The sequence below is a fragment of the Variovorax sp. M-6 genome (assembly GCF_052114385.1).
Classification (GTDB): domain Bacteria; phylum Pseudomonadota; class Gammaproteobacteria; order Burkholderiales; family Burkholderiaceae_C; genus Variovorax.
In genome coordinates this window covers 18,048-42,952 of sequence record NZ_JBFREQ010000028.1, presented here as the reverse complement: position 1 = coordinate 42,952, position 24,905 = coordinate 18,048, and the positions used below count along the sequence as shown (strand labels likewise).

At 68.4% G+C, this 24,905-nt stretch carries 26 protein-coding genes; 16 read left to right on the top strand and 10 right to left on the bottom strand.

Translation table 11 applies throughout. The annotated features are described in order from the left end of the window. The first annotated feature begins 8 nt into the window (after positions 1 to 8). A complete protein-coding gene (locus AB4Z46_RS26335) occupies positions 9 to 977 on the top strand; it encodes a Bug family tripartite tricarboxylate transporter substrate binding protein (protein WP_442286547.1) in 969 nt (322 codons plus the stop codon). 61 nt (positions 978 to 1,038) lie between these two features. Here AB4Z46_RS26335 and AB4Z46_RS26330 read toward each other — a convergent pair whose 3' ends face one another. The 3 genes from AB4Z46_RS26330 to AB4Z46_RS26320 are packed head-to-tail and all read right to left on the bottom strand — an operon-like array spanning position 1,039 to position 3,174. Beyond that, on the bottom strand, positions 1,039 to 1,422 hold the full coding sequence (locus AB4Z46_RS26330; RefSeq protein ID WP_442286502.1) for a Rid family hydrolase: 384 nt from the start codon (positions 1,420 to 1,422) through the stop codon (positions 1,039 to 1,041). Between the two features lie 42 nt (positions 1,423 to 1,464). Continuing rightward, positions 1,465 to 2,166, bottom strand: coding sequence for an aspartate/glutamate racemase family protein (locus tag AB4Z46_RS26325; RefSeq protein ID WP_442286501.1), 702 nt, complete (start codon positions 2,164 to 2,166; stop codon positions 1,465 to 1,467). 12 nt (positions 2,167 to 2,178) lie between these two features. Continuing rightward, positions 2,179 to 3,174: a Bug family tripartite tricarboxylate transporter substrate binding protein gene (locus tag AB4Z46_RS26320; protein ID WP_442286500.1), complete on the bottom strand. Its 996-nt coding sequence runs from the start codon at positions 3,172 to 3,174 to the stop codon at positions 2,179 to 2,181. Positions 3,175 to 3,233: 59 nt separating this feature from the next. Between AB4Z46_RS26320 and AB4Z46_RS26315 the strand changes: the two genes are divergently transcribed. After that, complete coding sequence (locus AB4Z46_RS26315; protein WP_442286499.1) at positions 3,234 to 4,307, top strand: helix-turn-helix domain-containing protein; 1,074 nt, start codon at positions 3,234 to 3,236, stop codon at positions 4,305 to 4,307. 149 nt (positions 4,308 to 4,456) lie between these two features. On the opposite strand, the gene AB4Z46_RS26310 is transcribed toward AB4Z46_RS26315, so the two are convergent. Beyond that, complete coding sequence (locus AB4Z46_RS26310) at positions 4,457 to 5,452, bottom strand: AraC family transcriptional regulator (RefSeq protein WP_442286498.1); 996 nt, start codon at positions 5,450 to 5,452, stop codon at positions 4,457 to 4,459. 339 nt (positions 5,453 to 5,791) lie between these two features. Between AB4Z46_RS26310 and AB4Z46_RS26305 the strand changes: the two genes are divergently transcribed. The 10 genes from AB4Z46_RS26305 (at position 5,792) to AB4Z46_RS26260 (ending at position 13,947) form a co-directional block, all read left to right on the top strand. Further along, positions 5,792 to 6,847, top strand: coding sequence for a sensor histidine kinase (locus tag AB4Z46_RS26305; protein ID WP_442286497.1), 1,056 nt, complete (start codon positions 5,792 to 5,794; stop codon positions 6,845 to 6,847). Continuing rightward, positions 6,844 to 7,551 (top strand): response regulator transcription factor, encoded by a 708-nt coding sequence (locus AB4Z46_RS26300; protein WP_442286496.1) that lies wholly within the window; start codon positions 6,844 to 6,846, stop codon positions 7,549 to 7,551. The genes AB4Z46_RS26305 and AB4Z46_RS26300 overlap by 4 nt, the downstream gene beginning before the upstream one ends. A gap of 46 nt (positions 7,552 to 7,597) precedes the next feature. Next, a complete protein-coding gene (locus AB4Z46_RS26295; protein WP_442286495.1) occupies positions 7,598 to 8,455 on the top strand; it encodes a DUF2092 domain-containing protein in 858 nt (285 codons plus the stop codon). A 12-nt stretch (positions 8,456 to 8,467) separates the two neighbouring features. After that, on the top strand, positions 8,468 to 9,052 hold the full coding sequence (locus AB4Z46_RS26290) for a hypothetical protein (RefSeq protein WP_442286494.1): 585 nt from the start codon (positions 8,468 to 8,470) through the stop codon (positions 9,050 to 9,052). 74 nt (positions 9,053 to 9,126) lie between these two features. After that, positions 9,127 to 9,885, top strand: coding sequence for a hypothetical protein (locus AB4Z46_RS26285; RefSeq protein ID WP_442286493.1), 759 nt, complete (start codon positions 9,127 to 9,129; stop codon positions 9,883 to 9,885). Positions 9,886 to 10,046: 161 nt separating this feature from the next. Next, positions 10,047 to 10,433: a response regulator transcription factor gene (locus AB4Z46_RS26280; RefSeq protein WP_442286492.1), complete on the top strand. Its 387-nt coding sequence runs from the start codon at positions 10,047 to 10,049 to the stop codon at positions 10,431 to 10,433. Positions 10,434 to 10,462: 29 nt separating this feature from the next. Next, positions 10,463 to 11,269: a DUF2092 domain-containing protein gene (locus AB4Z46_RS26275; RefSeq protein WP_442286491.1), complete on the top strand. Its 807-nt coding sequence runs from the start codon at positions 10,463 to 10,465 to the stop codon at positions 11,267 to 11,269. A 20-nt stretch (positions 11,270 to 11,289) separates the two neighbouring features. Further along, entirely contained in the window at positions 11,290 to 11,748 is a 459-nt protein-coding gene (locus AB4Z46_RS26270; RefSeq protein WP_442286490.1) for a hypothetical protein, read from the top strand. A gap of 38 nt (positions 11,749 to 11,786) precedes the next feature. Beyond that, complete coding sequence (locus tag AB4Z46_RS26265) at positions 11,787 to 12,896, top strand: site-specific integrase (protein ID WP_442286489.1); 1,110 nt, start codon at positions 11,787 to 11,789, stop codon at positions 12,894 to 12,896. 97 nt (positions 12,897 to 12,993) lie between these two features. Then, positions 12,994 to 13,947 (top strand): hypothetical protein, encoded by a 954-nt coding sequence (locus tag AB4Z46_RS26260; RefSeq protein ID WP_442286488.1) that lies wholly within the window; start codon positions 12,994 to 12,996, stop codon positions 13,945 to 13,947. An 11-nt stretch (positions 13,948 to 13,958) separates the two neighbouring features. Here the strand turns inward: AB4Z46_RS26260 and AB4Z46_RS26255 are convergent, their stop codons facing one another. Further along, positions 13,959 to 14,876 carry a LysR family transcriptional regulator gene (locus AB4Z46_RS26255; RefSeq protein WP_442286487.1) on the bottom strand — a complete coding sequence of 306 codons (918 nt, stop codon included), beginning with the start codon at positions 14,874 to 14,876 and terminating at the stop codon, positions 13,959 to 13,961. A gap of 131 nt (positions 14,877 to 15,007) precedes the next feature. Between AB4Z46_RS26255 and AB4Z46_RS26250 the strand changes: the two genes are divergently transcribed. Genes AB4Z46_RS26250 through hppD form a run of 4 tightly spaced genes read left to right on the top strand, consistent with a single transcriptional unit; the run spans position 15,008 to position 19,258 of the window. Next, a complete protein-coding gene (locus AB4Z46_RS26250) occupies positions 15,008 to 15,964 on the top strand; it encodes a hydroxymethylglutaryl-CoA lyase (protein WP_442286486.1) in 957 nt (318 codons plus the stop codon). A 21-nt stretch (positions 15,965 to 15,985) separates the two neighbouring features. Further along, entirely contained in the window at positions 15,986 to 17,140 is a 1,155-nt protein-coding gene (locus AB4Z46_RS26245) for a CaiB/BaiF CoA transferase family protein (RefSeq protein WP_442286485.1), read from the top strand. Positions 17,141 to 17,176: 36 nt separating this feature from the next. Further along, positions 17,177 to 18,157 (top strand): Bug family tripartite tricarboxylate transporter substrate binding protein, encoded by a 981-nt coding sequence (locus tag AB4Z46_RS26240; RefSeq protein WP_442286484.1) that lies wholly within the window; start codon positions 17,177 to 17,179, stop codon positions 18,155 to 18,157. A gap of 24 nt (positions 18,158 to 18,181) precedes the next feature. Continuing rightward, a complete protein-coding gene (gene hppD, locus AB4Z46_RS26235; protein ID WP_442286483.1) occupies positions 18,182 to 19,258 on the top strand; it encodes a 4-hydroxyphenylpyruvate dioxygenase in 1,077 nt (358 codons plus the stop codon). 21 nt (positions 19,259 to 19,279) lie between these two features. On the opposite strand, the gene AB4Z46_RS26230 is transcribed toward hppD, so the two are convergent. The 5 genes from AB4Z46_RS26230 to AB4Z46_RS26210 all read right to left on the bottom strand — a co-directional run bounded on the left by AB4Z46_RS26230 (position 19,280) and on the right by AB4Z46_RS26210 (position 24,857). Beyond that, on the bottom strand, positions 19,280 to 19,864 hold the full coding sequence (locus AB4Z46_RS26230) for a hemerythrin domain-containing protein (RefSeq protein ID WP_442286482.1): 585 nt from the start codon (positions 19,862 to 19,864) through the stop codon (positions 19,280 to 19,282). A 105-nt stretch (positions 19,865 to 19,969) separates the two neighbouring features. Then, positions 19,970 to 21,085, bottom strand: a complete 1,116-nt coding sequence (locus AB4Z46_RS26225; protein ID WP_442286481.1) for a CaiB/BaiF CoA transferase family protein — start codon at positions 21,083 to 21,085, stop codon at positions 19,970 to 19,972. Beyond that, the gene (locus tag AB4Z46_RS26220; protein WP_442286480.1) at positions 21,082 to 22,068 is read right to left on the bottom strand and encodes a Bug family tripartite tricarboxylate transporter substrate binding protein; all 987 of its coding nucleotides are present in this window, start codon (positions 22,066 to 22,068) and stop codon (positions 21,082 to 21,084) included. The genes AB4Z46_RS26225 and AB4Z46_RS26220 overlap by 4 nt, the downstream gene beginning before the upstream one ends. Before the next feature lie 55 nt (positions 22,069 to 22,123). Next, positions 22,124 to 23,287: an acyl-CoA dehydrogenase family protein gene (locus tag AB4Z46_RS26215; RefSeq protein ID WP_442286479.1), complete on the bottom strand. Its 1,164-nt coding sequence runs from the start codon at positions 23,285 to 23,287 to the stop codon at positions 22,124 to 22,126. Positions 23,288 to 23,303: 16 nt separating this feature from the next. Beyond that, a complete protein-coding gene (locus AB4Z46_RS26210; RefSeq protein ID WP_442286478.1) occupies positions 23,304 to 24,857 on the bottom strand; it encodes an AMP-binding protein in 1,554 nt (517 codons plus the stop codon). Positions 24,858 to 24,905: the final 48 nt, after the last annotated feature.

Sequence of the window (24,905 nt, the reverse complement as noted above, 5' to 3'; positions counted from 1 at the left end):
ACAGATTGATGAATAGAAGACACTTGGTGTTCGGCGGGTTGGCGGGGGCGACCTTGAACGCGCTCGCCTCCTCGCAGGCCTATCCCTCCAAACCCGTGAAGCTGATCGTGCCCTATGCTCCAGGCGGGACCACGGATCTGCTGGCCCGCATCGTGGCGGCGAAGCTGTCCACAATCCTCGGGCAACCGGTCGTCGTCGACAACCGACCCGGCGCCGGAGGCTCGGTGGGTTCGGCTGCGGCGGCCAAGCAGCCGGCGGACGGTTACACGCTCGTGATGGTGGTGGAGAGCTCACACGCCGTGAACCCCAACGTGTATGCCAAGAGCCCGTATGACCCTGTCAAGGACTTTGCGGCGATAGGGAACATCGCGGATGTTCCGAATGTCCTCGTCACGAATCCCGCCCTTGGTGCCGAGTCAGTGCAGAGCTTGGTCAAGATACTCAAGGAGCAACCAGGCAAATTCTCGTACGGCTCGTCCGGCAACGGTGGATTGAGTCATATCAATGGCGAACTCTTCAAGCATGTCACCAGCACCGACATGCTTCACGTTCCCTACAAGGGGCTGGGACCGGCCCTGTCCGATCTGCTCGCCGGACAGATCAACGTCGTGTTCGACAACATCCCCTCGTCCATGGAGCTGATTCAGGCCAAGCGCGTCAAGCCGCTGGCCGTTGCCGCCAAGAGCCGACTGAAGTTGCTGCCCCAGGTTCCGACCTATGCCGAAACGGGGCTGCCGGCCATGAACAATCCATCCTGGTTCGGACTCGGCGGGCCTGCAGGCATACCGACTGAGATTCTGGACCAGCTCAATCGCGCTCTGAATCAGGCCTTGAGTGATCCTGGCGTGATCTCCGCGATCGAGAAGCAAGGTGCCGTTCCCAGCCCGACGCCGCGCAAAGAATTCGCTTCATTCGTGGCAGCGGAGAACCTACGTTGGGCCAAGATCGTTGCCGACCTTCGGTTCGAAAGGATGTGAGGCAGCCGACCAGGAGGCGTTCTCCTCCAACCACGGCGTTTTGGCTCGATACGCAGAAATGCTACCGGCCTGCCGGCTGGCTCTTGCGCGCAATCACCTGCATTTCCACCCACGCCTCGGGCACGGCGATGCCGGCCAGCATGGCCGTTCCGGTCGGCTTGCAGGGCAGCACCTCGGACAGCGTCTTCACCACGGCGCCCAGGTGTTCGGCGCCCGCGACGATCAGCGTGTAGTTGACGATCTGCTCCAGCTGCCCGCCGCAGGCCGCCAGGTACTTGGCGATGTTGCGCACCATCAGGCGGGTCTGGTCCTCGGCGCTGCCCGCGAGCTTCTGGGTGTCGTAGTCCATGCCGATGGTGCCCGAGACGAAGATCCACTCGTCGTCGAACATCGCGCGGCTGTAGGGCGCATTGACAAAGGGCGTCGGAAAATCGGCGATCTGCATGCGAGGGTCTCTCTTTCTTTCTCTGTGGAAGCGGGGTCCGGCTCAGGACCGGATCATTTCGCGCACGATGGCGCGGGCGTGGATGTCGGTGGAATCGAAGACGGGCACGGGACACGCGATCCAGGGCCGCACGCCGCTCAGTTCGGTGCAGCCCAGCACGATGCCTTCGGCGCCGCGCGCCGCGAGCGCGTTGCACAGCGTCGAGACCATGGCCGCATCGGCGCGGTCGACTTCGCCCCTCGCCAGCGGCCCGAAGATCGCCGCATCGAGCGTGCGCCGCTGCGCCGCATCGGGCAGCACCAGTTCGAAGCCCGCGCCCTCCCCCAGCAGCTGGCCGAAGAACGGTGCGTCGAGCGCAAAGCTCGTCGCCAGCAGGCCCAGACGACGCATCGACGGATGGAGGGCCGCCACGGCATCGCCGGTTTCGCGCGCCACGTGCACCAGCGGCACATCCGCCGCGGCCTGCACCGCATCGGCCGCGAAGTGGCCCGTGTTCGCAAGAATCGCGATGAGCTCCGCGCCCGCGGCGCGCGCCTGCCGTGCCGCGGTTTCCATCTGCGCGCGCGCATCGTCGCGCAGCCCCGCCGTCATGGCGGCGTGGATGCCGGCGAAGTCCAGGCTCACGATCACGCAGCGGGCCGAATGCAGGCCGCCGAGTTCGCGCTGGATGTGTTCGTTCAACAAGCGGTAGTAGCTGAGCGTGGATGGCCACGCGACGCCTCCGATCAGGCCCGCGGTCTTCATGGTGCGCCGCCTTCAGTCGAGCTTGAAACCGAGCCTGCGGATCACCGGGCCGTAGCGGCCCAGGTCGCTGTCGATGCGGGTCTTGAGTGCGACGGCGCCGGTCTGCCCGGCCGGCTCGAAGCCGAAGACCAGGAGTTTCTCGACCACGTCGGGCTGGCGGATGGCCCAGTCGACGCCTTCGCTCACGCGCTTGACGATCTCGGGCGGCAGGCCGGCCGGCCCGACAACGCCGAACCACACCGAGAAGTCCACACCCTTGTAGCCCAGTTCGTCGAGCGTGGGCACATCGGGCAGGCCCGAGAAGCGTCGGGCCGAGGTGACGGCAAGGATCTTCGCGCGCCCCGCCTTCACGAACTGCACATAGGGCGCCATGCCGTCGAAGGCGGCGTCGATGTCGCCCGCGATGGTGGCCTGCGCCACCTCGGCGCTGCCCTTGTAGGGCACGCGCGTGGTCTCGATGCCGGCGCTTCGGTTGAACTCCTCCAGCGCCATCTGCGACAGGATCGCGGCCGCGCCGACGTTGATCTTTCCGGGGTCGGCCTTGGCGCGCTTCACCAGTTCATGCACATCGCTCACGCTGCCCGGCTGGGTGCGCGCAATCACGGCCGTGGGCGAAGTGATCGCCAGTGCCACTGGCGTGAAGTCTTTCCTCGGGTCGTACGGCAACCGGTTGTAGAGCGAGGGGTTGAGCACGAAGGTCTGATCGATGGACCACAGCAAGGTGTAGCCGTCGGGCTGCGCCTTCATGACCTCCTGGGCGCCGATCAGCGTATTGCCGCCCGGCTTGTTGTCGACCACCACCTGCTGGCCCAGTTGCGTCTGCAGCTTGGCGGCAATCAGCCGCGCTGCCACGTCGGCACCACCACCAGCCACGAAGGGCACCACCAGGCGGATCGGCCGCGTGGGCCATGCCGAAGAGGCGCCCTGCGCGATGGAAAGCGCCGGAACGAGCGCCGCGAACAAGGCCGCAAGGAGCCCCAGAAACCGGCGGACACGTCGAGCATTCATCCATAAACTCCGTTCAAATCAAAGTGTTGCAACGCTAACGCCGCAGGGCAGGGTTTTCTATGCCGATCCAACCGCAGACTGTGCCGATCCAGCCTCATCCGTTCGCCGCCGCGCTGCGCGAGGACGACTTCAATGCCGCGCTGGTCCGCCTGCCCACCGATCGCCCGTTCGCGCTCCCGGCCCTGCACGACGGCGCCAGCCGCGAGGTGCGCTGGCCCCGCGACGGCGGTCGCATCCTGCGGCTGCGCACCACGCCGTGGGAAGGCGCGAGCGCGCTCTACTTCGACTTCCGGCTCAACGACGACCTGCATGTGCAGCTCCCCCCGGGCGACGAGCTGCTGCTGACCTTCTTTCTCTCGGGCCATGTCACAGGCGAGATCGGCACCGCGCAGGGCCGGCCGCTGGACTTTCGCGTCGACCGCGCCCTGCTGCGCACGCCGAACCGCAACGGCGGCTACCTCATCCACATTCCTGGCGCCTGCCGCAACAACTTCGTGCAGTTTCGTCTGCGGCGCGAACTGCTGCCGCGCTGGCTGCATGCGCTGGGCGTGCGCCTGCCCGCGCGGCAGATGAGCGAGTTGGTCGACCGCGACGACGGCCGCGTGATGTGCAATGCCGCGCTCACGCCGCGCGTGCGCGACTGCCTGGCGCGCATCAGCGACGAACCCACCGACCGCCCCGCCTTCGTGCCGCTGTTCCATGCGCGCGCCACCGAACTTCTCACCTGTGTGTTGCTCGACCTCGACCAGTTGCTGCGCCCCGCGCGTTCCGACGACGGCAACGGCAGCGCCGCTGCCGGCACGGTGCGCAGGCTGCGCGCGCTGCTTGGCGACGCGCCTGCGCGTGCATGGACGGTCGATGAACTTGCGCAGCGCCTCGACCTGCGCGCCGCCAGACTGCAAGCGCATGTGCGTGAGGCCGAAGGCACGACCGTCTACGGCCTTCTGATGGCACAACGGCTGGCGCTCGCAGCGCGCCTGCTGCGCGACACCCAGCTCGGCGTGCAGGCCATCGCGGCCGAGGCGGGGTGGGCCTGCCATGGCCGCTTCACCGCCGCTTTCCGCCGCCACCACGGCATGGCGCCGCGCGAATACCGGCTGCGGCAGGCGCCGGCGGCCGATGCCGGCGCCTGACGGACAAAGGCTCGGCTCATATTCCTTGCAGTCGGCATCGCGGCCAAGCCGGAGCACTCGTTCCATTTCTTGTGATATACCGCGCTACCAACGGTCACGCGACGAGGCTGACACTTCCGCTCGGCGCCTCGACCGGCGCCGCCCCGGGATCAATCGACGGATCTGGCTCTCGCTCGCCATGCGGCGGGCGGCGAGCCCGTCCAACGGCGGAATGCGCGATTGAAGGCGCTGGCGTCGGCATAGTCGAGCGCCGCCGCGAGTTCGGCGGTCGACATGTCGGTGTCGACCAGCAGCTGGCGCGCGACTTCGTAGCGCACGTCCTCCAGCAGCTTCCTGAAGCCCGTGCCCTGCGCCGCCAGCATCCGGTGCAGCGTGCGCCTCGGCACCGAGAGCAGGTCGCAAAGCAGGGCTTCGGTCGCGCGCCCGTTCAGCACCATCCGGCGCAGCGCGGCGCTGACGTGATCGACCAACTCGTCGGGCGCGAGGCTCTCCTGCGCCAGGATCTCGCGCTGCAGTTGCCGGTGGCGCTCGGCGTCGCACGCCATCGGCGGCTGGGCAAGCCAGTGCCTGTTGAAGCTGAGTTCGGTCCGGTCCGCATCGAAGCGCAGCCGACATCCGAACAGGCGCCGGTAGGGCAGCGCATCCTTCGGCGCGCCATGGGCGAACGACACCTCGATGGGGCCCCAGCGCGGACCGCACACGGCTTTCAGGATATTGAACTCGAAGGCCGCGACAAGATCGTAGGCCTGTGCCGTGCCGGGCATGTCCCGCAGATAGATCGCGTAGCCGAAGGTGGCGTTCGCGCCCTCGACGGCATGGGTCGGCACCCCGCCGCGGGTCTGCAGATGCAGATGGGCGATCAGGCTGTCGAGTGCCGACTGAACGGTGGGCGATTTCTGGATCAGCTCGCCCAGCAGGCCCAGGGACGAGGCGGTCGCATGCTGGCCGGCGAGCAGCCCGAAGTGCAGGCAGTCGGTCAGGTCTGCGCAGCGTTGCAGCAGCAGGCCGCCGGTGCGGTAGGGCATCCGACCGTCGGGATCGTCGAAGGTGTCGGGGGCGAGCCCCACGTCGGCGAGCACCTGCGCCGGCTCGAAGCCCTTCTCTCGCAGCACCGCAGGAACGCCCGCCATGGCCGCCACACGCACGGTACCCGGATCCTCCGCGCCGAGGCTCCAATGACGGACAGGTCGCGATCGAAGCGCCAGGCTCGACATCCCGGGAGTCCTCGGTGTGGGGCCGCATGTTCGAACGCGTGGCCCAATATGTCAAGACCGATGCCTGGAATTTCGCTACTGTTCGGCTCGCAGACGACTTCCCGCGTCGATCGGCGCGCCGAACCGGCGGACAAAAACCAAGAGGGAATCGCTATGTCGCAGAACTTCCGTTCAATGGCTCCGATGGTCGTCCCTTCCACGCCGGACCGTGCGTCGCACAGGCGCCCTTGAAACAGCCGGTCGCCCGGCCCATCTCCCGTGATCCCCTCCGTGCCAGCAGCCGTGCATACGTCTGCGCTTCAGCTGCTCTGCCGATGGGCCCGGCCGAGTCCCATTGCGCTGTGCCTGCTCTTCACGGCCGGCTACGCGATCGCGGACCAGATGGCGTTCAGGTCACCCACCTTCTGGGAAGCCCACCGGACGGCTGGTCTCATCGGCGGTACCGTGATCCTGCTCCAGGCGGGCCTTATCGCCGCCCTCGTGCTCGAGCACCGGCGTCGCCGCCGGGCCGAAGTGGCGCTGGTGCAAAGGGGTAGCGAACTCGCACATGCGTCGCGGCTGGCGATCGCGGGGGAACTTGCCGCGTCGATCGCCCATGAGATCAACCAGCCGCTCGCAGCGATCCTGGCCAACGCCGAAGCGGCCGAACTGCTGCTCCTGTCGGGGCGCCAAGAGCCCTGCGATCTCGGCCATATCCTGGCCGACATCCGGCGCGACGACCTGCGCGCCAGCGATGTGATCGCCCGGCTGCGAACACTGCTGGCGAAGCAGGCCATCGCACGGCAGCCCTTCGAACTCAATGCAGCGGTCGGCGACGGCTGCGAGATGCTCAACGCGGAAGCGCGGCGCCGGGCCATGACGCTGGTGATACGGCCCAGCGCGGCGCCGGCCCGGGTCATCGGCGACCCGATCCAGATCCAGCAAGTGCTCATCAACCTGCTCCTGAACGCGATGGATGCGGTGGGCGACCTGCCCGAGGGAAGGCGCAAGATCGTCGTCTCGATCGCCGTGCACGAGGCACTGGCGCAGATCACGGTGAGCGACCGCGGCCATGGCATCGAGCCGGAGCATCTGCCGAAGCTCTTCGATTCATTCTTCAGCACCAAGCAGCGCGGCATGGGCCTCGGCCTGTCGATCACGCGCTCGATCGTCGAGGCCCATGGCGGACGCATCTGGGCCGTGAGCACGCCGGGCAAAGCCACGGCGTTTCACCTCGAACTGCCGCGGTGGGTCGGCACGAGCGCGACGCCGCTGCCGGGGAACGCCGCGCCGCGCCACCCCCGGCAAGCTCGCAGCGCAGCGCCTCGCACGGAGGTCGCCACATGAGCGCCAAATCCCTCATCCACGTCGTCGACGACGACGATGAACTGCGCGTCGCGCTGCTGCGGCTGCTCGATGCCGCCGGGCTCGAAGCACGGGGCTACGCCTCGACCGGCGAATTCCTGCTGCACCCACTGCCCGACCACCCGGGCTGTCTGCTGCTCGACGTGAGCCTGCCGGGGCCGTCCGGACTGGAGCTGCAGGAGGTGCTGCGGCAGCACGGCTGCATGCTGCCGGTGGTGTTCCTCACCGGCCGTGGCGACGTGCCCTCCAGCGTGCGGGCCATGAAGGCCGGTGCGGTGGACTTCCTGCAGAAGCCGGTGCAGCGCGACACGCTGCTCGGGGCGCTCGACCGGGCCCTTGCGCACGACGCCTCGCAGCGCTCCGTTCGCGACGCATCGAAGCGGCTCGAGGCCCTGTTCGCCACCCTGACCGCACGCGAGCGCGAAGTCTTCGATCGGGTCGTCGCCGGCAAGCTCAACAAGCAGATCGCCGACGAGCTCGACACCAGCGAACGCACCATCAAGGCGGAACGCGCGCACCTGATGCTGAAACTGGGCGCAGATTCGGCGGCCGAGCTCGGCCGCCTCGCCGAACAGCTTCGGCAGCAGCCGCCCCACGCGCCGGCGTCCTCGCTCGGCGCTTCCCTTTCGGGCAATCGCTTTGCCCTCGCACCCGATTCCCCGCCTGCGGCGCCGGGGGGATCATGACCGCGCTCAGGGGGTAGGCATCGCATGTTTTCTCGAGGAGACACTCATGATCCGGTCACGATTCTTCGCAGCGGCCTTCATGCTGACGGCAGCCCTGTCACTGGCCGTCGGCACGAACGCGCAGACCGTCGCGCCTGCCAAGGCCGCCGCGAAGACCGGCGCCAAGTCGCCGGCCCGACCCGCCCCCCAGCTCGACGCCAAGGCGATGGATCTGCTGCGCGCGATGGGCGCCAGTCTGACGGCGGCGAAGTCGATGGCCTTCACCGCGGTCGCCACCTACGAGAGCCCGAGCAGCGTCGGGCCTTCGCTGGCCTATGCGACCACCTCCGAAGTGCTGCTGCAGCGCCCCGACCGGCTGCGCGTCATCACCCTGGGTGACGGCCCGCCCGCCGAGTACTACTACGACGGCAAGACGCTGACGGCCTTCGCGCCGGCCGAGAACCTGGTCGCCGTGGCGCCCGCGCCGCCCACCATCGACGCCATGCTGAAGCAGGCCTTCGACAGCGCCGCGATCTACTTCCCGTTCGCCGACATCGTCGGCGCCGATCCCTTCGGGACCCTGACCGAAGGCCTCACGAAGGCCTTCTACATCGGCCAGTCCAAGGTGGTCGGCGGCACCACGACCGAGATGGTCGCGATCGCCAGCGACAGCCTGTTCATGCAGATCTGGATCGGCGCCGACGACAAGCTGCCGCGCAAGATGCGCGCCGTTTTCCGTGGCGACCCGCTGCAGCTGCGCCACCAGGTGGAGCTGTCCAACTGGAAGCTCGACCCGGTCATCGCGGCCGAGGCCTTCGCGTCGATGAACGCGGCCAACGCGAAGAAGATCGCCTTTGCCGCGCCGAAGCCGCCCGCGGCCGCAGCCGCCAAGAAGGCCGCCAAGCCGGCCGCCAAGGCGCAATAAGGAGTTCGAACGATGACATCCCTCAAGACCCTCCTGCCGCTGCTGGCGAGCTTGTTGATCACGGCGGGCTTCCACGCACCGGCCGCTGCCTGGGCCAGCGCCAACCGCTTCGGCGGCCATTCCTCCGGCGGCTGGGGCGGCGCCGAGCACACCAATCGCTGGGGCGGCAGCACCGAGCACAGCTGGGACGGCGCCACCACCCACACCAACGTGTATGGCGGCACCACCACCGGCGTGGCCGGCTACGGTGCGGTGCACACGACGGCCGGCGGCTTCAGCACCTACCACCCGCCCGCCTACGGCGCCGCGGGCTATGCGCCCTACCATGCACCGGTGGCGGTGCCCTACTATCACGCGGGCTGCTACGACTGCGCGGGCGCGGTGGCCGCGGGTGCCGTCGTCGGGGTGGCGGCCGGCGCCGCGGTGGCCAACGCGAACCGCGCCGTCTATCCCATGGGCGTCAGCTACGCGAGGGTGCCCGAAGGCGCGGTCATGGTGAACCGCTACGGCGTCGACTACTACCATGTCGGCGACAGCTGGTTCCGGCCCTTCTATGGCGCCAACGGCGTCTATTACACCGTCGTTGGCGCACCGTGAACGAAAGCCGAAGAAGAACCTGGATGACATCGCGCCGAACTGCGGACTCGGTCGCCCCAATGGCCGAGAGCCCCATGCGCCGGGCCCGCGGCCGCCGGATTCCGGCCGCATGCATGGCGGCAGCCCTCGCCTGCGCGCCGGCCGCGGCACAGAGCATCCCGCCGGCCGACGAATGGCAGTTCGAGTTCATTCCGTACCTGTGGACGCCCGGCGTCCGCTCCGACCTGAAGCTGGGTCCGCTGCCCGGCAACACGGTCAGCGTGAGTTCCACCCGCCTGCTCGAGGCATTGGATTTCGGCGCCATGGGCACCCTCGAAGCCCGCAAGGGCGACTGGGGCGGACTGCTCGACATCCAGTACGTGAAGCTCGGCGTCGCCAACCAGCTGGCCGGCGGCCTTCTCGGCGGCTACAACGTCAAGTTCGAGCAGACGATCGCGACGCTGGCGGGCTTCTATCGTGTCGTCCACGCGCCGGTGGCGGTCGACGTCCTGGGCGGCGTGCGCTACATCAACGTCAAGACCAACGTGGACATCGCGCCGAGCCCGCGGGGGCTTGGCGCCCAGATCGAAGACACGGCGGGCTCGACCGACGGCATCATCGGCGTGCGCGCGATCGTGCCGATTGGCGACAAGTGGTCGCTCATGGGCCACCTCGACGTCGGCGAGGGCAGTTCGAATTCGAGCTGGCAGGCGATCGCCGGTGCGAGCTACCAGTACTCCCCCACCACCTCGCTGAAGTTCGGCTATCGCTACCTGAGCTACAGGCGCGACGACGGACTGCTCAACAAGATGGCGATGGGCGGGCTCTATTTCGGCGCCGGCTTCAGGTTCTGAGCACCGGGCGCGTCGACCCCCGACGGAGCGCTCCGCGCTTTCCCTTTCGGGCAATCAAATTGCCCTTCGACCCGGTTTCCTTGCGAAAGCCAGCGCGCAATGATGGAAGCGACTTTCATGCGGAGCGAGCGAATACTATCGGCCGCTACCTGAACACCCCGATGACACTGATCCCGACCGGCGCGGTACTTGTGGTGGATGACGACGACAGCATGCGCCAGGCGGTCCAGCGCCTGCTGAACGCGGCCGGGTTGAAGACCGTGGCCTATGCGTCGGCGGAGGCTCTTCTGGCCGAGGGGCCGATCGCAAAGGCCGCCTGTATCGTGAGCGACTTCAAGCTGCCCGCGATGTCCGGCCTGGAACTGCTGACGGAATTGCGCACGCGCGGACCCGGACCTCCGGTCATCGTGGTCACGGCGCACGACGCGCCGGAGGTGCGTATCGAGGCGATGCGCCGCGGCGCGTCGGGCTACCTGTCGAAGCCGTTTCGCGGCAAGGACCTGCTGGACGCGATCGACGTCGCCGTGCGATCCGAACCCGCGCCCTGAGTTCAGTCCCCTTTTTCTGGAGAACATCGATGACTCGCACCCTGAGAACCATCAGCCATCGGTTCGGTCTTGCCCTGCTCGCAGTCTCGGCGCTGCTGGGGGACGGTCGCGTGGCCCTGGCGCAAGACAGCAAATCGCCCCCCGTGGCCGCACCCGCCAAGGACTTCAAGGACGAGCGCGCGCTCGCCATGCTGAGGCGCATGAGCGACACACTGGGCGGCGCGAAGACCTTGAGCTTCAAGGTGCGCGGCATCGTGCCGACGCACGCGCCGACCGGGCAGTACGTCAGCCTGTTCGCTTCATCGCGCGTGGTCATGCAGCGGCCCGACAAGCTGTTCGTGGAGGCGCGCGGCGACCTGTTCCCGAGCGACACTTTCTATGACGGCAAGACGGTGACCGTGATCGGGGTCGACAACAAGTTCTACACGCAGCGCGACGCGGCGGGCGGCGCGATCGAGGCGCTGATGCAAAGCGTGCAGCCGGGGTCCGACGCCACGGCGCCCTTTCTCGACCTGCTGGTCGCGGACCCGTATGCCTTCCTGACGAAGGACTTTTCCAGCGCCTTCTGGGTCGGGCAATCGACCATCGGCGGCGTCAAGACCGACCACCTGGCGTTCACCGCCCCGGGGCTGGACTGGGAGATCTGGATCGGCGCCGCCGACAAGCTGCCGCGCCTGATGGTCGTTTCCTATCGCACGGGAGAGCGCCAGCCGACGTTCACGGTCGAGTTCTCCGAGTGGAAACTCAACGCCAGCGTTCCGGCGAAGACCTTCAACGCGACGATCCCGAAGGGTGCCGTGAAGCTCGAGTTCAAGCAGATCGGCCAAGGCAAGTAATCACGCAAAGGACCCTGGTGATGAAGCAGATCAAGACACTCTTCCTCGGCGGCGCGTTCATCTCCGCGATGCTCGTTCCGCTGTCCAGCGCCAACGCATGGGTCGCCGCCGCGGGCGGCTGGCGAGGCGGCGCGGTGGCCGTCGGCGGCTACCACCCCTACCACCCCTACTATCGCCCCGCCGGCTGCTATGGCTGCGGCGCGGCGGCCGGCGCGGTTGCGGGCATGGCGGTGGGCGCGGCGATGGCCGATGCGTATCGACCACCCACCGTGGTGGTCCAGCAGCCGGCCGTGGTGGTTCCACAGCCCGTCTATCCGGTGCAGGCCAACATGCCGCTCGGCACCCAGCTGGCGACATTGCCGGGGGGGGCCAGAAGCATGGTGGTGAACGGCGTCAACTACTACCAGTTCGGGCCGACCTGGTACAAGCCGTACTTCGGGTCCAGCGGGGTGTACTACGAGGTCGTTCCGGCACCGTAGCGCGCCGCCCCCTGGGCTATGCTGCATCTCCAGCACCCATGCCACACACCGTCGCCGTCTCCTCCGAAGCTCGCCTGCCCTGGCTGCAGAATCCCGTCGAAGCCCACAGGCTGTGGCGCTCGACCCTGAGCTGGAAGAAGGCCGCCGACCTCGCCGACGCCGATGCGCCGCGCTACACCGCGCACAGCAACAACCTCTATCGATCGTTCTGGAGCAAGTTCTGCCGCTGGCTCGCCGCCCGGTCGCTGCGGCTCGACGAGGTCCGGCAGGCCCACATCGAGTCCTTTCTCGACGCCCTGCGCGGGCGCGGCGATGCGCCCGCCAGCGTGCGCACCATGCGCACCTACCTGGCGGAGATCCACCGCGTGTTCACGCACCTGAACGCCACCGGCGTCGTCGCTTCGAACCCGGCATCGGTGGTGCTCGACGGCAAGCGGCGGCAGCCCGAGACCCGCTTCGAGACCGATCCCCCGCTGCCGCCCGGCCCGACCTTCCTGGCGGCCTACGAACGGACGGCCGCCGTGCTCTTCGAGGAGGAGTCGCGCCAGCTCCCCAGCGGCTGGACGCCGGCGCGCAACCTGGCGCTGCGCCTGGTGGTGGCCGAGTGCGGGCTGAAGCTGTCCGAAGTCTGCAAGCTGATCCCGCGCAACCTCACGGTCCAGGCGGACGGCAGCGTGGTCATCCGCTCGCCGGGCCACCGGCAGGTCGAGGCGCGTACGCTGGTCGGGCGCCCGCACCTGGGGCAAGCGCTGCAGCAGTGGCTCGACGCCCGCGGCAGGCTGCGGGTGGTGCGGACCCGGCGCGAGCGCGACGAGAACGCCCGGGTCTCCAACCGCCTCTTCCTCGGCCAGGCCGACATGGTGCAGTCGACCGAGCTGGTCGGCGGCGGCCTGGGCGCGGCCTGCAGCCCCGTGGCGCCGGACCTGGCCGAGCGCGTGGTCACGAGCTGCGTGAAGCGCACGCTCGAGGTGCTGGGCCACGAAGCGGCCTTCCATGGCCCGCAGTTCGTGCGCAACGCCTATGCCGCGCGCCTCATCCAGGGCGGCATGAGCGATGCCGAGGTCTCCGCACAGCTCGGGATGAAGACGACGTTCACGGCGCGGGCGATCCGCGACAAGGTGCAGCCGATGACGGAGTCGGGCGCCTAGGACGGCCAGCCGCGGGCACCGCCTATATCGTTCGCCGGATGGCGGCGCGGGCGGCACCGGCATAGTCTTCGCCGCTTCCACACGGAGGAAGCCTTCGATGCGAATCGCGTTCACATCCTGCATGACGGCGTTCCATTTCCCGGTGCAGACCATCTGGGACGAAATCGCCGCCGCCGACCCCACTGTGCTGGTGCTGCTGGGCGACTCGGCGTACTACGACGCCGACGGTTCCAGCATGGCCGCGGTCAAGGCGATGAGTGCCTTCGAGTTCGCCACCCACGCGATGGCCCGGCTCGGCAGTCAGGTGGCCATCGCCAACTTCCAGTCGCTGGTCGCGCGGCCCGCGCTCTCGACCTACGCGATCTGGGACGACCACGACTTCATGTTCAACGGCGCCTGCGGCGCCGAGATCGCACGCCAGCCCGACCTGAGTCCGCTGATCGCGCCGAGTCGGGCGGTGTTCAATGCCTTCCGCACCGCCCTGGCGGCACGCCTTGCGCCGGGCAGTTTTCCGAGCACGCCGCCGGGTTTCGACCGCCGTACTCCGGCGCCCGGCTATGTCAATGTCGCGCTGGCCGAAGACGTGCTGCTGCACCTGACCGACGGGCGTAGCTTCAAGGCCAAGGGCGGACGGCGGGCGCTGCTGGGCAAGGCCCAGACCGACGCGATCGAAGCGGCCTGCGCCGCGGCGGATCCGAAGACGGTGCACCTGGTCGCCTCGGGCATCGTCTACGACGCCCGCAACGGCGAGACCTGGCTCGACTGCGAGGCCGAATACAACTGGATGCAGCAGCTCGCCGCGAAGCATCGCGTCCTGATCCTCAGCGGGGATATCCACGACAACAACCTGGCGACCTACCGGCTCGCCGGCGGCAGAAACCTGTTCGAAGCCACGGCTTCGGGCGCCGCGATCGCCACCGCGGTGACCGTCGGTGCGGTGCAGCGCAACTGGGGACTGCTGCAGATCGACGCCGACAACGTCGACATCGCGATCTTCAAGTCGGGTTCGACCCAGTACCAGGGGCGGATCGCCAGGGCGCCCTGGCAGTAGAGCCAGAGCCGTCAGGCGGGGGCGCGCCGCGCCCGTTCGAGCCCCTCGAGGTGCCCGACCAGCAGGCGCGCCGCCGGCGACAGCCGGGACTCGTCGCGAAAGCACAGCGCGAACCTGCGCTTCGCCCAGGCATCCGACAGCGGCAGCACGCGGATGCCCAAACTGGCGGCCACCGGATCGGCCACCTCGCGCGGCACCACCGCGATGCCGAGGTTGGCGCGCACGCAGCGCATCGAGGCGTCGAAGGTGCTGACCACCGCACGGTAGCTGATCGGCTTGCCGATGATGGCCGCGGCGCGCCCCAGCATGGTGTGCACCGCGGTCGACGCCGGCAAGCCGACGTGCTCGAAATCCAGCGTCTGGGCGAAAGCGCAACGCTTGAAGCGCGCGATCGGGTGCGCGGGGTGCGCGATGATCGCCAGGTGATCGTGCCGGTAGGGCCGGGTCGCCAGGCCTTCGAGGTCGGCCGCGTCCCAGCACACGCCCACCGGCGCCAGGCCTTCGCGCAAGCCGCGCACCAGGTCGCGGCTGAGTGCCTCCTCGATGTCGATGCGGATGTCGCGGTGCGCGGGCAACTGCAGGAAGGCGGCGATGTCGTCGGGCAGGAACTCGGCGATCGACGACACGCTGGCCAGCACCCTGACCTGCCCCTTGATGCCCGTGCCGTAGGCCGCCATGTCGCGCGCCACCCGGTCGGCGCCGGCCAGCATCAGGCGTGCATGCTCGAGCAGGATCTCGCCGGCCGCCGTGGGTTGCACGCCGCGCCGGTGCCGCTCGATCAGCTTGTTGCCGACGGTCTCCTCGAGCAGCAGCAGGCGCTTGCTGATGGCCGAGGCGACGATGTGGTGCAGCTCGGCGGCCCGCGCGATGTTGCGCGTCTCGCAAACGCTGACGAAGAGCCGCAAGGAGGTGAGGTCGAGGTCGCGCATGGGGGTTCAGCTCGTGGCATTCCGAATGGGAACGTTGAACGTTCCAATTTACCGCTTTTTATACCGAGTGGGAATGCCTACAGTCTGTCCATGGCGCCGCACCGTGCGCCCGAAGACAGGAGACGGATTCGATGACCCTCACCGCCACCCGGCTGCCGCGCAGCGCCGTGATCCGAGAAGTCGGCCTGCGCGACGGCCTGCAGAGCATCGCCACCATCCTGCCTACCGCGCAGAAGATCGAATGGATCCGCGCGGCCCACGAAGCCGGCCAGCGCGAGATCGAGGTCGGCTCCTTCGTGCCGGCGCGCCTGCTGCCTCAGCTGGCCGATACCGCCGAGCTCGTCGCCTTCGCCAAGACCCTGCCGAAGCTCTTCGTCTCGGTCCTGGTGCCCAACCTGCGCGGCGCCGAAAGCGCCATCGCCGCCGGGGCCGACCTGATGATCGTGCCGCTCTCCGCCAGCCATGCCCACAGCCTCGCCAACCTGCGCAAGACCCCGGACGAGGTGGTGGCCGAAGTGGCGCGCATCCGCGCCGCGCGCGATGCGTCCGGACGTCGGACGCTGATCGAGGGCGGCGTCGGCACCGCCTTCGGCTGCACCCTGCAGGGCCGGGTCGACCCGCGCGAGGTGCTGCGGCTTCTGCAGGCCCTGCTCGACGCCGGCGCCGACCGCGTGAGCCTGGCCGACACCGTCGGCTACGCCGACCCGGCGATGGTGCGCGACCTCTTCGAGGAGGCGCTGAAGATCGCCGGCGACCGCTTCTGGTGCGGTCATTTCCACGACACGCGCGGGCTCGGCCTGGCCAACGTCTACGCCGCGCTCGAGGTCGGCGTGGCCCGCTTCGATGCCTGCCTCGCGGGCATCGGCGGCTGCCCGCACGCGCCGGGCGCCAGCGGCAACGTCTCGAGCGAGGACCTGGCCTACATGCTCGGCAGCATGGGCATCGCGACCGGCATCGACATCGACCGGCTGCTGGCGCTGCGCGCCCGGGTCGCCGAGTGGCTGGCCGGCGAAACGCTGCACGGCGCGTTGTGGCAAGCCGGCCTGCCCAAGACCTTCGGCGCGGCGGCCCACGCCGTGGCCGCCTGATCCCCACCACGAGATGCTTCCATGACCACCGCCACCGCTCCCCTGCCGCTCGCCGGCGTCCGCGTGCTCGAGTTCACCCACATGGTGATGGGCCCCACCTGCGGCATGATCCTGGCCGACCTCGGCGCCGAGGTGATCAAGGTCGAGCCGCCCGGCGGCGACAAGACCCGCAAGCTGCCGGGCCTGGGCATCGGCTTCTTCCGCTCCTTCAACCGCAACAAGAAGAGCGTGGTGATCGACATCGGCACCGAGGAGGGCCGGGCCACCGCGGCCGAACTGGCGGGCCAGTGCGACGTGGTGCTGGAGAACTTCCGGCCCGGCCTGATGGCCGGCTTCGGCCTCGACTACGAGACCCTGTCGAAGAAGTACCCGCGCCTGGTCTACGTCACGCACAAGGGCTTCCTGCCCGGTCCGTACGAAAACCGGCTGGCGCTCGACGAAGTGGTGCAGATGATGGGCGGGCTGTCGTACATGACCGGCCCGGTCGGGCGGCCGCTGCGCGCCGGCACCTCGGTCAACGACATCATGGGCGGCATGTTCGGCGCCATCGGCGTACTGGCGGCGCTGCGCGAACGCGAGCGCACCGGCCGCGGCCAGGAAGTGCAGAGCGCGCTGTTCGAGAACTGCGTCTTCCTGTCGTCGCAGCACATGCAGCAGTACGCCATGACCGGCGAGCCACCGCCGCCGATGCCTTCGCGCGTGTCGGCCTGGAGCGTGTACGACGTCTTCACGCTGGCCGACGGCGAGCAGCTCTTCATCGGCGCGGTGAGCGACAAGCAGTTCCTGACGCTGTGCCGCGTCATCGACGCGCCGGCGCTGGCCGCCGATCCGGCGCTCGCGAACAACGCGCTGCGGGTGGCGGTTCGGCCGGCGCTGCTGGCGAAGCTCGGCGAGATCCTGAAGCACCATCGCGTGGCGGAACTCGCACCCAGGCTCGAGGCCGCCGGCATCCCCTACGCACCGATCATGCGGCCCGACCAGCTGGTCGACGACCCGCACCTGAAGGCCAGCGGCGGCCTGGTGCCGATGGAATGCGACGACGGCCAGACCACCGACGTCGTGCTGCTGCCGCTGATGATGGGCGGCCGCCGCCCGGGCGTTCGGCACCCGCTGCCGAGCGTGGGCCAGCACACCGCAGAGATCCTCGCCGGCCTCGCCATCCGCGTGCCCGCCTGAATTCCCTATTCCCCCAAAGACCCACGGAGACACACCATGAACCTCAGGATCCAACGCCGCGGCATGACCGCCCTGCTCGCCGCCGCCTTCGCCGTGACCGCCAGCGGCGCCTTCGCCGAGGGCTCCGACAAGCCGCTGCGGATGGTGCTTCCGGTGAGTGCCGGCTCCGGCGTCGACACCATCATGCGGGCCGCCTCGCCCTCGCTCACCAAGGCGCTGGGCGGCCAGGCGGTCGTGATCGAGAACCTGCCGGGTGCCGGCGGCCTCACCGGCACCAGCGTGGTGGTGCGGGCGCCGGCCGACGGCCAGACCCTCGGCGTGGTGTCCAACAACCACGTGGTGAATCCCAGCGTCTTCAAGAAGATGCCCTTCGACGCCATCAACGACATCACGCCGATCTCGGTGATCGGCGCGACGCCCTTCGTGCTGGTGGTGAACCCGAAGGTGCCGGCGAAGAACGCCAAGGAGCTGCAGGCGCTGCTGAAGGCCAAGCCGGACGGCTACAACTACGCGTCATCCGGCAACGGCACCATCATCCACCTGGCCGGCGCGATGTTCATGGATGCCGCCGGCGTCGATGTCCGCCACATCCCCTACAAGGGCGTGGGACCGATGGTGGCCGACATCATCGGCGGCCAGGTCGAGATGGGCGTGGTGGCGGTGCCGGCGATCCAGGGCCAGCTCAAGAGCGGCGCGCTGCGCGCGATCGGCGTGATGGGCAAGACCCGCGTGCCTTCGCTGCCGGACGTGCCGACCATCGCCGAGCAGGGCTTCCCCGAGGTCGACGTCTCGGGCTGGTTCGCGGTGATCGGCCCGGCCAAGCTGCCACCGGCCGAGGTCAAACGGCTCCATACTGCGGTGGTGGCGGCCTTCGGCATGCCGGAGACCAGGGAAGCCATGGCCAAGCAGGAGAACATCATCAACCCGATGAGTCCCGAGGCCTCGGCCCAGTTCTTCAAGACCGAGCAGGAGCGCTACGCCCGGCTGGTCAGGAAGGCCAACATCACGGCCGAGTAGGCCGCAACTTCGGAGCGCACGCACATGACCGACCTGTTCGAGAACCCGATGGGACTGATGGGCTTCGAGTTCGTCGAGTTCGCCTCGCCCACGCCGCAGCTCCTCGAGCCCTTCTTCGAGAAACTCGGCTTCACCCTGGTGGCCCGGCACCGCTCGAAGGACGTGGTGCTGTACCGCCAGGGCGACATCAACTTCATCGTCAACCGCGAGCCGAACAGCCCGGCGGCCTACTTCGCGGCCGAGCACGGCCCCTCGGCCTGCGGGCTGGCCTTCCGCGTCAAGGATTCGCACCAGGCCTACGCGCGCGCGCTCGCGCTCGGCGCCCAGCCGGTGGAGATCGCCACCGGCCCGATGGAGCTGCGGCTGCCCGCGATCAAGGGCATCGGCGGCGCGCCGCTGTACCTGATCGACCGCTTCGAGGACGGCAAGTCGATCTACGACATCGACTTCGAGTTCATCGAGGGCGTCGACCGGCATCCGGCCGGCCACGGCCTGAAGATCGTCGACCACCTGACGCACAACGTCTACCGCGGCCGCATGGCCTTCTGGGCCGGCTTCTACGAGAAGCTCTTCAACTTCCGCGAGATCCGCTACTTCGACATCCAGGGCGAATACACCGGCCTCACCTCGAAGGCGCTGACCGCGCCCGACGGCAAGATCCGCATTCCGCTGAACGAGGAATCCTCCAAGGGCTCGGGCCAGATCGAAGAATTCCTGATGAAGTTCAACGGCGAGGGCATCCAGCACATCGCGCTCCTGAGCGACGACCTGATCTCGACCATCGACCAGCTCGGCCTGGCCGGCGTGCCCCTGATGACCGCGCCCAACGACATCTACTACGAGATGCTCGAGCAGCGGCTGCCGGGCCACGGCCAGCCGATCCCCGAACTGCAGGCGCGCGGCATCCTGCTCGACGGCAGCACCGGGGGCGGCAGTCCGCGCCTGCTGCTGCAGATCTTCTCCGAGACCGCCTTCGGACCGGTGTTCTTCGAGTTCATCCAGCGCAAGGGCGACGACGGATTCGGCGAGGGCAACTTCAAGGCGTTGTTCCAGTCGATCGAGCGCGACCAGGTGCGCCGCGGCGTGCTGAAGGCGGACTGAAGTCCGCGAACCGGCCGCCCTTCAACGCCCCGCGCCCAGGCCGATCGGTGCGGGAACCGCATTCACGATCCGGGTGAAAAGCGCCCCGTAGTCAGGCTCCGGCTCGCAGCCGGTGAGCGGATCGCGATTGGCGCTGAAGGCCCGGTCGAGGTCGCTCCAGTCGTCGTCCGTCAGCACCTTCTCGGCCAGCGGAAGGATCTCGCGCTCTTCCATCGCCATGTGGGCCAGGTAGAAGTCGACATAGCGTTCGACCGCCTGCTCGAAGGCCTGGCGACGGACCTCGCCCATCATCTCGAAGGCGAGCAGCGCATGCTCGACTTCGCGGATCTTCCGCTCGCCGCGCGCGTGGTCGTCGTCCAGCCGGTCGAGCAGTTCGCGCGAGATCGGGGTCCGTGCGCGCAGCTTCGGGAACAGCAGCTCGGACTCCTTGCGGTGGTGCCGCTTCTCGGGAAACTCGTCGACGTAGAAAAGCATCGCACGCAAGGCGCCGAAATCCGGCAGCGTGCCCTGTCGGCGATGCTGGGCCAGCAGCAGGACGATGGAGCGCAGCATGGCGGACAGCGCCGAGTGCTCGTCGCGGATGATTCTGATCGTGGTGTGCGTCATGCGGCTCTCCGGAGGGGATGGCCGTAGCCTCTCACCTCCGGCCCGTCGCGACCTTGCGGCAGATCAAAGACATGCGCTTGAGAGCGTGGGGGGCGCCAGACCGCCTCAGGCCTTCAGGACCGACCCGGTGTGCGCGCCGAGCGCGGGCACCGCCCCTGGCGCATCCGGCAGGCCGGCGGAGAACTTCACCGGGAAGCGCACCGAAATCAGGCCTTCCTCGGGGTGGTGCCGCACCATGTCGCGCGCGATCAGTTGCGCATCCTCGAACAGCTCCGCGGCGCCCAGCACCGGGGAGAAAGGGACGTCGGTGCCGGCGAAGCGATCGCCCCATTCAGCCAGCGTCTTGCCCGCGAACACCTGCACCATGAGGGCATTGACCTCCTGCTTGTGCTTCTGCCGCTGCGGCCGGGTCGCAAAACGCGGATCGCGCAAGGCAGGATACTCATCGCCCAGCACCTCGCACAGGTTGACCCAGAATTTGTTCTCCAGGATGCCCATCGCGAGGTGGCGGCCATCCAGGGTCTCGAACAGGTCGTTCTCCGGCATCACCGTCGGCGAGTCGATCAGCCTGTCCGCGGGAATGCCGCGGGCGGCCCAGGCGCCCTGCACCGTCCAGGACGTCACGGCATCCAGAATCGACACGTCCAGGTGCTGCCCCTTGCCGTTCTGGCGGGCGCTCATGATCGCCACGCTCAGCGACAGTGCGGCATAGCCGGAGGCGGCGAAGTCCGAGATGCGCGCGCGTGGGCGCGACACCTTGTCGTGCACCTGCACCGGCACCGCCCAGTAGCCCGACAGGGCCAGGTAGTTCAGGTCATGGCCCGCATCGGCCGCCAGCGGCCCGGTCTGGCCGAAGCCCGAGATCGAGCACAGCACGATGGCCGGGTTGACCTCGGCCAGGGTGTCGTAGCCCAGCCCGAGCCGCTGCATCACGCCGGGGCGGAAGCCTTCGATCACCGCATCGGCGCGCTGGAGCAGGTCCAGGAAGGCAGCCTTTCCCTCGGGCGACTTCAGGTCCAGGGCGACCGATCGCTTGCCGCGATTGAACTGGGCGAACACCGCCGGCCCGAGCAGGCGCGAGGTGTCCCCGGTGTCCGGGTTCTCGATCTTGATCACGTCCGCGCCCAACTGGGCGAGCAGCGACGCCGCGTGGGGCCCGGGCAGCAACTGGCTGACATCGAGGATCGTCACATCCTTCAGGCACGACCATTCCGGTTTCATCGTCCGTCCACCTTCAAGCCAATGCTCTTGATCAGATCGCCGAAGCGCTTGTCCTCGGCGATCACGAATTTCTGGAACTCCGCCGGCGAGCCATCGGGGCGGAGCTCGGAGCCCATGGTCTTCACCAGCTCATCCATCGCACCCGAGCGCAAGATGGCGCCGATCTCCCTGGACAGGCGATCGACGATCGGCGCCGGCGTCCTGGCGGGCGCGAAAACCCCCGACCAGCTGTTCAACGAGAAGCCGGGAGGCAGCGCCTCTGCCAGCGTCGGCACCTCGGGCAGCGAGGGCGACCGCTTGTCGCTGGTGATGGCCAGCGCACGCAGCTTGCCGTTGTTGACGAACGTCAATGCCGTCCCCAGGATGGGCATGCCGAATTGGGTCTGGCCCGACAGCTGGGACGAGACGATGTCCGGCGCGCCCTTGTAGGGGACGTGCAAGGCCGTCGTGCCGGTATCCCTGAGCAGTTGCTCGACCGCCAGGTGGGCAATGCTGCCATTGCCGCCGGAGCCGTAAGCCATCCCGCCCGGCTTCGCCTTCAGCGCAGCGATCAAGTCCTGGGCCGTGCGTATGGGCGACGACGCGGGAACCGTGAGCAGCGAAGCCCCGCCGCCCAGCATCGAAATGGCCACGAAATCCGCCGCCAGGTCGTAGGGCGGCGTGCGGAACGTATGCACGGTGATGGCTTGCGTGTTGGCGAACAGGCCCAGGGTATAGCCGTCAGGGCTGGCGCGCTTCAGGGCCGATGCGCCGATGGAGCCGCCGGCGCCGGGCATGTTCTCGACCACCATCGGCTGGCCCAGCCGCGCCGTCAGGGCGCTGCCGAGCGCCCGCGCCCAGATGTCCGGTGTGCTGCCCGGCTGGAACGGCACCAGCATCCGGATGGGCCGGTCCGGATAGGCGTCCGCGGCCCAGCTGGCGTGCGATGCGAACAGTGCCGCCGCGGCGCCGCCGGCCGCCTGCAGGAAGCGTCTCTTGTTCATGTCTTGTCTCCTTGTGAATTGAAGGTTGCGCGGGCGCTTGGTGCGCCTCTTTCACTCACGCTTCCAGAATGACGCGGGCGATCGTGTTGCGCTGAATCTCGCTGGTGCCCGTGACGATGCGGAACATGCGCAGCTTGCGGAACACGTGCTCCACCGGATGGTTCTTCGTCACGCCGACGTTGCCGTGGATCTGCACCGCCTTGTCGGCCACTTCGAAGCAACGCTCGGACACGAACAGCTTGCAGGCCGCGGCCTCCATGCGGATGTCGGCGCCGCGATCGGCCAGCATCGCCGTGTTCAGGATCATGCTTTCGCACGCCCACAAGGCCGCGGCCATGTCGGCGAGCATGTGCTGGATCGCCTGGAAGCGTGCGATCGGGCCGCCGAACTGCTGGCGGGTGCGGGCGTATCCCAGAGACAGCTCGTACACATGGCGCGCCATGCCCAGCATCGTCGGGCAGTGCAGCAGGCGGTTCACGTTGATGCGCGCCATGCCGAGCTTGAAGCCGTTGCCGAAGCCGCCGAACACGTTGCCGACCGGCACGCGCGTGTTCTCGAAAATGATGTCCGCGTCGATGTGCTGGCCGGACATCGGCAGATAGGCCTGCTCCAGGCGCACGCCGGGCGAATCCAGGTCGACCAGAACCGCCGTCACCCCCTTGGGTGTGCTGTCGGGATCGGTCACGCACTGGACGATCGCGAAGTCGGCGAACGGCGAGCCGCTGATGTAGTGCTTGTGGCCATTGATGACGAGCTCGTCGCCATCGAGCACCGCGCGGGTCGTGATGCTGTTGGCGTCGGATCCGGAGTGGGGTTCGGTCATCGCGAAGCAGGTGCCCTTCTCGCCGCGAATGACCGGCAGGAAGAAGCGCTCCATCTGATCGGGCGTGGCGTACTTCAGCATGTTGCCCACGCGCGGCGGACCGCTCAGGTCGCCCAGCACGTGCGCGCCCAGCAACGCGCCGGACCTGGCGATGTCCAGCTTCAGCAGGCACTGGTCCAGGACGCTCAGGCCCGCACCGCCCATCTCGGGCGGCAGGCAGATCGGCAGCAGGCCCGCTTCGCTCGAGCGGCGCCAGATCCGATGCAGGACTTCGCGCGGCCACGGGTCCTCGGGGCCGAGTTCGAGCTCTTTCTCGATCGGGAGAACGTCGTCCTGAATGAAGCGGGCAAGACGCTCGCGAATCTCGGCGAGCTGGGGGCTGGCAAGGTGTTCCATCTGTCTGTTCCTTCGTTCAGTTGACGCGGCGTTCGACGTGGGCCCAATAGGGCTCTCGCACCAGCTTGCGCGCGATCTTTCCGCTTGGGTTCTTGGGCAGCTCGGCCGCGAATTCGATCGTGCGCGGGGACTTGTAGTCCGCCAGGCGCTCGCGGCAGAAGGCCATCAGCTCGCCGTCCGTGGCCTTGGCGCCAGCCTTCAGGCAGATGACGGCCTTCACGCTCTCGCCCCATTGCGCATCGGGCACGCCCACCACACAGGCCTCGAAGACCGCGGGGTGCTGGTAGAGCACGGCTTCCACCTCGGTGGGGTAGACGTTGAATCCACCCGAGATGATCATGTCCTTCTTGCGGTCCACGAGGTAGATGAAGCCCTCCTCGTCCACCCGCGCCAGGTCGCTGGTGTGGAACCAGCCGTCGACCAGCACCTCGGCCGTGAGTTCCGGCGCGCCCCAGTAGCCCTTGAAGACGTCTTCGCCGCGGACCACCACTTCGCCGATTTCGTCGCCCGAGACCTCTTCGCCGCGCTCGTTCACCACGCGCACATCGGCCTCGACGTGGGGCCGTCCGCAGGATGCCAGGCGCTCGGGACGGTGCGCGATCGCGTGCGCGTGGTCTTCGACGGACAGGCGCGCCACGCCGGAGGTGGTCTCGCTCCCCCCGTAGCCTTGCGAGAGGATCGGACCGAAGCAGGCCCAGGCTTCCCGGATTCGCGTGGGCGCCATCGGTGCTGCGCCATAGGTGATGGAGCGCAGGCTGGACAGGTCGTAGCGCCCGATCGACGGATGCGCCAAGGCCATGTGGATCATCGCCGGGACCATGAACACGTGCGTGATGCGCAGTTCCTGCACCGCCGCCAGGAAGGGCTCGACCTCGTACTTGTCGAACACCACCAGCGTGCCGCCGCCGTGCAGCACCGGCTGGATCATCATGCCGGTGGCGTGCGTCATCGGGCCGAGCAGCGCGAGGCGGTCGCCCCGCCCGATCCGCGCGTCGCTGCCGACGAGGAACTTGCGAAGGCTCGCCCGGCGATTCCCGAAGCTCTGCATCGCGGCCTTGATCTTGCCGGTGGAGCCGGACGAAAAATGCAGGACGGCAATGTCGTCCGGATCGAATTCGACCGCCGGCGCGACCGGGGACGCACTGGCCAGCAGCGCCTCGTAGGACAGGTAGCCGGGACGCTCGCCGGCCAGCGAAATCATCGCGCGCACCGATTCGAAGCCGGGCGTGGACGGGGTGTGACCGGTGAAGCCCTCCCCGGCGATCAGCACGGCCGGCGTGCAGTCGGCCATGACTTCCGACACCTCGGTGGCCGTGTAGCGCGGATTGAGCGCGGCCTTCGTCAGGCCCGCCTGGTACAGCGCGCACTCGATCTCGACGAGCTGGGCGCAATTGCGCGCATGGATGGCCACGCGATCGCCCTTCTCCAGGCCCAGCGCCAGCAGCGCGTTGGCCAGTCGGCAGGAGCGCTCGTGCAGCGCCGCATAGGTCACGATGCGGCCGTTGTGGATGACGGCGGGCTGTTGGCCCCAGTAGCGCGCGCCGCGTCGGATATGCAGGTTCAAATCCATGGTTTGTCTCTCTGTGTGCGGAAGGTCCTGGGCCAGTTTCTCCACTTG

Excerpts from the sequence above, each read along its gene's own strand:
- AB4Z46_RS26270 (WP_442286490.1), top strand. The coding sequence starts at position 11,290 with ATGAAGCAGATCAAGACACTCTTCCTCGGCGGCGCGTTCATCTCCGCG.
- AB4Z46_RS26230 (WP_442286482.1), bottom strand. The coding sequence starts at position 19,864 with ATGACGCACACCACGATCAGAATCATCCGCGACGAGCACTCGGCGCTG.
- AB4Z46_RS26315 (WP_442286499.1), top strand. The coding sequence starts at position 3,234 with ATGCCGATCCAACCGCAGACTGTGCCGATCCAGCCTCATCCGTTCGCC.
- AB4Z46_RS26295 (WP_442286495.1), top strand. The coding sequence starts at position 7,598 with ATGATCCGGTCACGATTCTTCGCAGCGGCCTTCATGCTGACGGCAGCC.
- AB4Z46_RS26215 (WP_442286479.1), bottom strand. The coding sequence starts at position 23,287 with ATGGAACACCTTGCCAGCCCCCAGCTCGCCGAGATTCGCGAGCGTCTT.
- AB4Z46_RS26335 (WP_442286547.1), top strand. The coding sequence starts at position 9 with ATGAATAGAAGACACTTGGTGTTCGGCGGGTTGGCGGGGGCGACCTTG.
- AB4Z46_RS26275 (WP_442286491.1), top strand. The coding sequence starts at position 10,463 with ATGACTCGCACCCTGAGAACCATCAGCCATCGGTTCGGTCTTGCCCTG.
- AB4Z46_RS26300 (WP_442286496.1), top strand. The coding sequence starts at position 6,844 with ATGAGCGCCAAATCCCTCATCCACGTCGTCGACGACGACGATGAACTG.
- AB4Z46_RS26210 (WP_442286478.1), bottom strand. The coding sequence starts at position 24,857 with ATGGATTTGAACCTGCATATCCGACGCGGCGCGCGCTACTGGGGCCAA.
- AB4Z46_RS26285 (WP_442286493.1), top strand. The coding sequence starts at position 9,127 with ATGCGCCGGGCCCGCGGCCGCCGGATTCCGGCCGCATGCATGGCGGCA.
- AB4Z46_RS26260 (WP_442286488.1), top strand. The coding sequence starts at position 12,994 with ATGCGAATCGCGTTCACATCCTGCATGACGGCGTTCCATTTCCCGGTG.
- AB4Z46_RS26265 (WP_442286489.1), top strand. The coding sequence starts at position 11,787 with ATGCCACACACCGTCGCCGTCTCCTCCGAAGCTCGCCTGCCCTGGCTG.
- AB4Z46_RS26250 (WP_442286486.1), top strand. The coding sequence starts at position 15,008 with ATGACCCTCACCGCCACCCGGCTGCCGCGCAGCGCCGTGATCCGAGAA.
- AB4Z46_RS26245 (WP_442286485.1), top strand. The coding sequence starts at position 15,986 with ATGACCACCGCCACCGCTCCCCTGCCGCTCGCCGGCGTCCGCGTGCTC.
- AB4Z46_RS26320 (WP_442286500.1), bottom strand. The coding sequence starts at position 3,174 with ATGAATGCTCGACGTGTCCGCCGGTTTCTGGGGCTCCTTGCGGCCTTG.
- AB4Z46_RS26240 (WP_442286484.1), top strand. The coding sequence starts at position 17,177 with ATGAACCTCAGGATCCAACGCCGCGGCATGACCGCCCTGCTCGCCGCC.
- AB4Z46_RS26330 (WP_442286502.1), bottom strand. The coding sequence starts at position 1,422 with ATGCAGATCGCCGATTTTCCGACGCCCTTTGTCAATGCGCCCTACAGC.
- AB4Z46_RS26225 (WP_442286481.1), bottom strand. The coding sequence starts at position 21,085 with ATGAAACCGGAATGGTCGTGCCTGAAGGATGTGACGATCCTCGATGTC.
- AB4Z46_RS26290 (WP_442286494.1), top strand. The coding sequence starts at position 8,468 with ATGACATCCCTCAAGACCCTCCTGCCGCTGCTGGCGAGCTTGTTGATC.
- AB4Z46_RS26255 (WP_442286487.1), bottom strand. The coding sequence starts at position 14,876 with ATGCGCGACCTCGACCTCACCTCCTTGCGGCTCTTCGTCAGCGTTTGC.
- AB4Z46_RS26325 (WP_442286501.1), bottom strand. The coding sequence starts at position 2,166 with ATGAAGACCGCGGGCCTGATCGGAGGCGTCGCGTGGCCATCCACGCTC.
- AB4Z46_RS26280 (WP_442286492.1), top strand. The coding sequence starts at position 10,047 with ATGACACTGATCCCGACCGGCGCGGTACTTGTGGTGGATGACGACGAC.
- hppD (WP_442286483.1), top strand. The coding sequence starts at position 18,182 with ATGACCGACCTGTTCGAGAACCCGATGGGACTGATGGGCTTCGAGTTC.
- AB4Z46_RS26220 (WP_442286480.1), bottom strand. The coding sequence starts at position 22,068 with ATGAACAAGAGACGCTTCCTGCAGGCGGCCGGCGGCGCCGCGGCGGCA.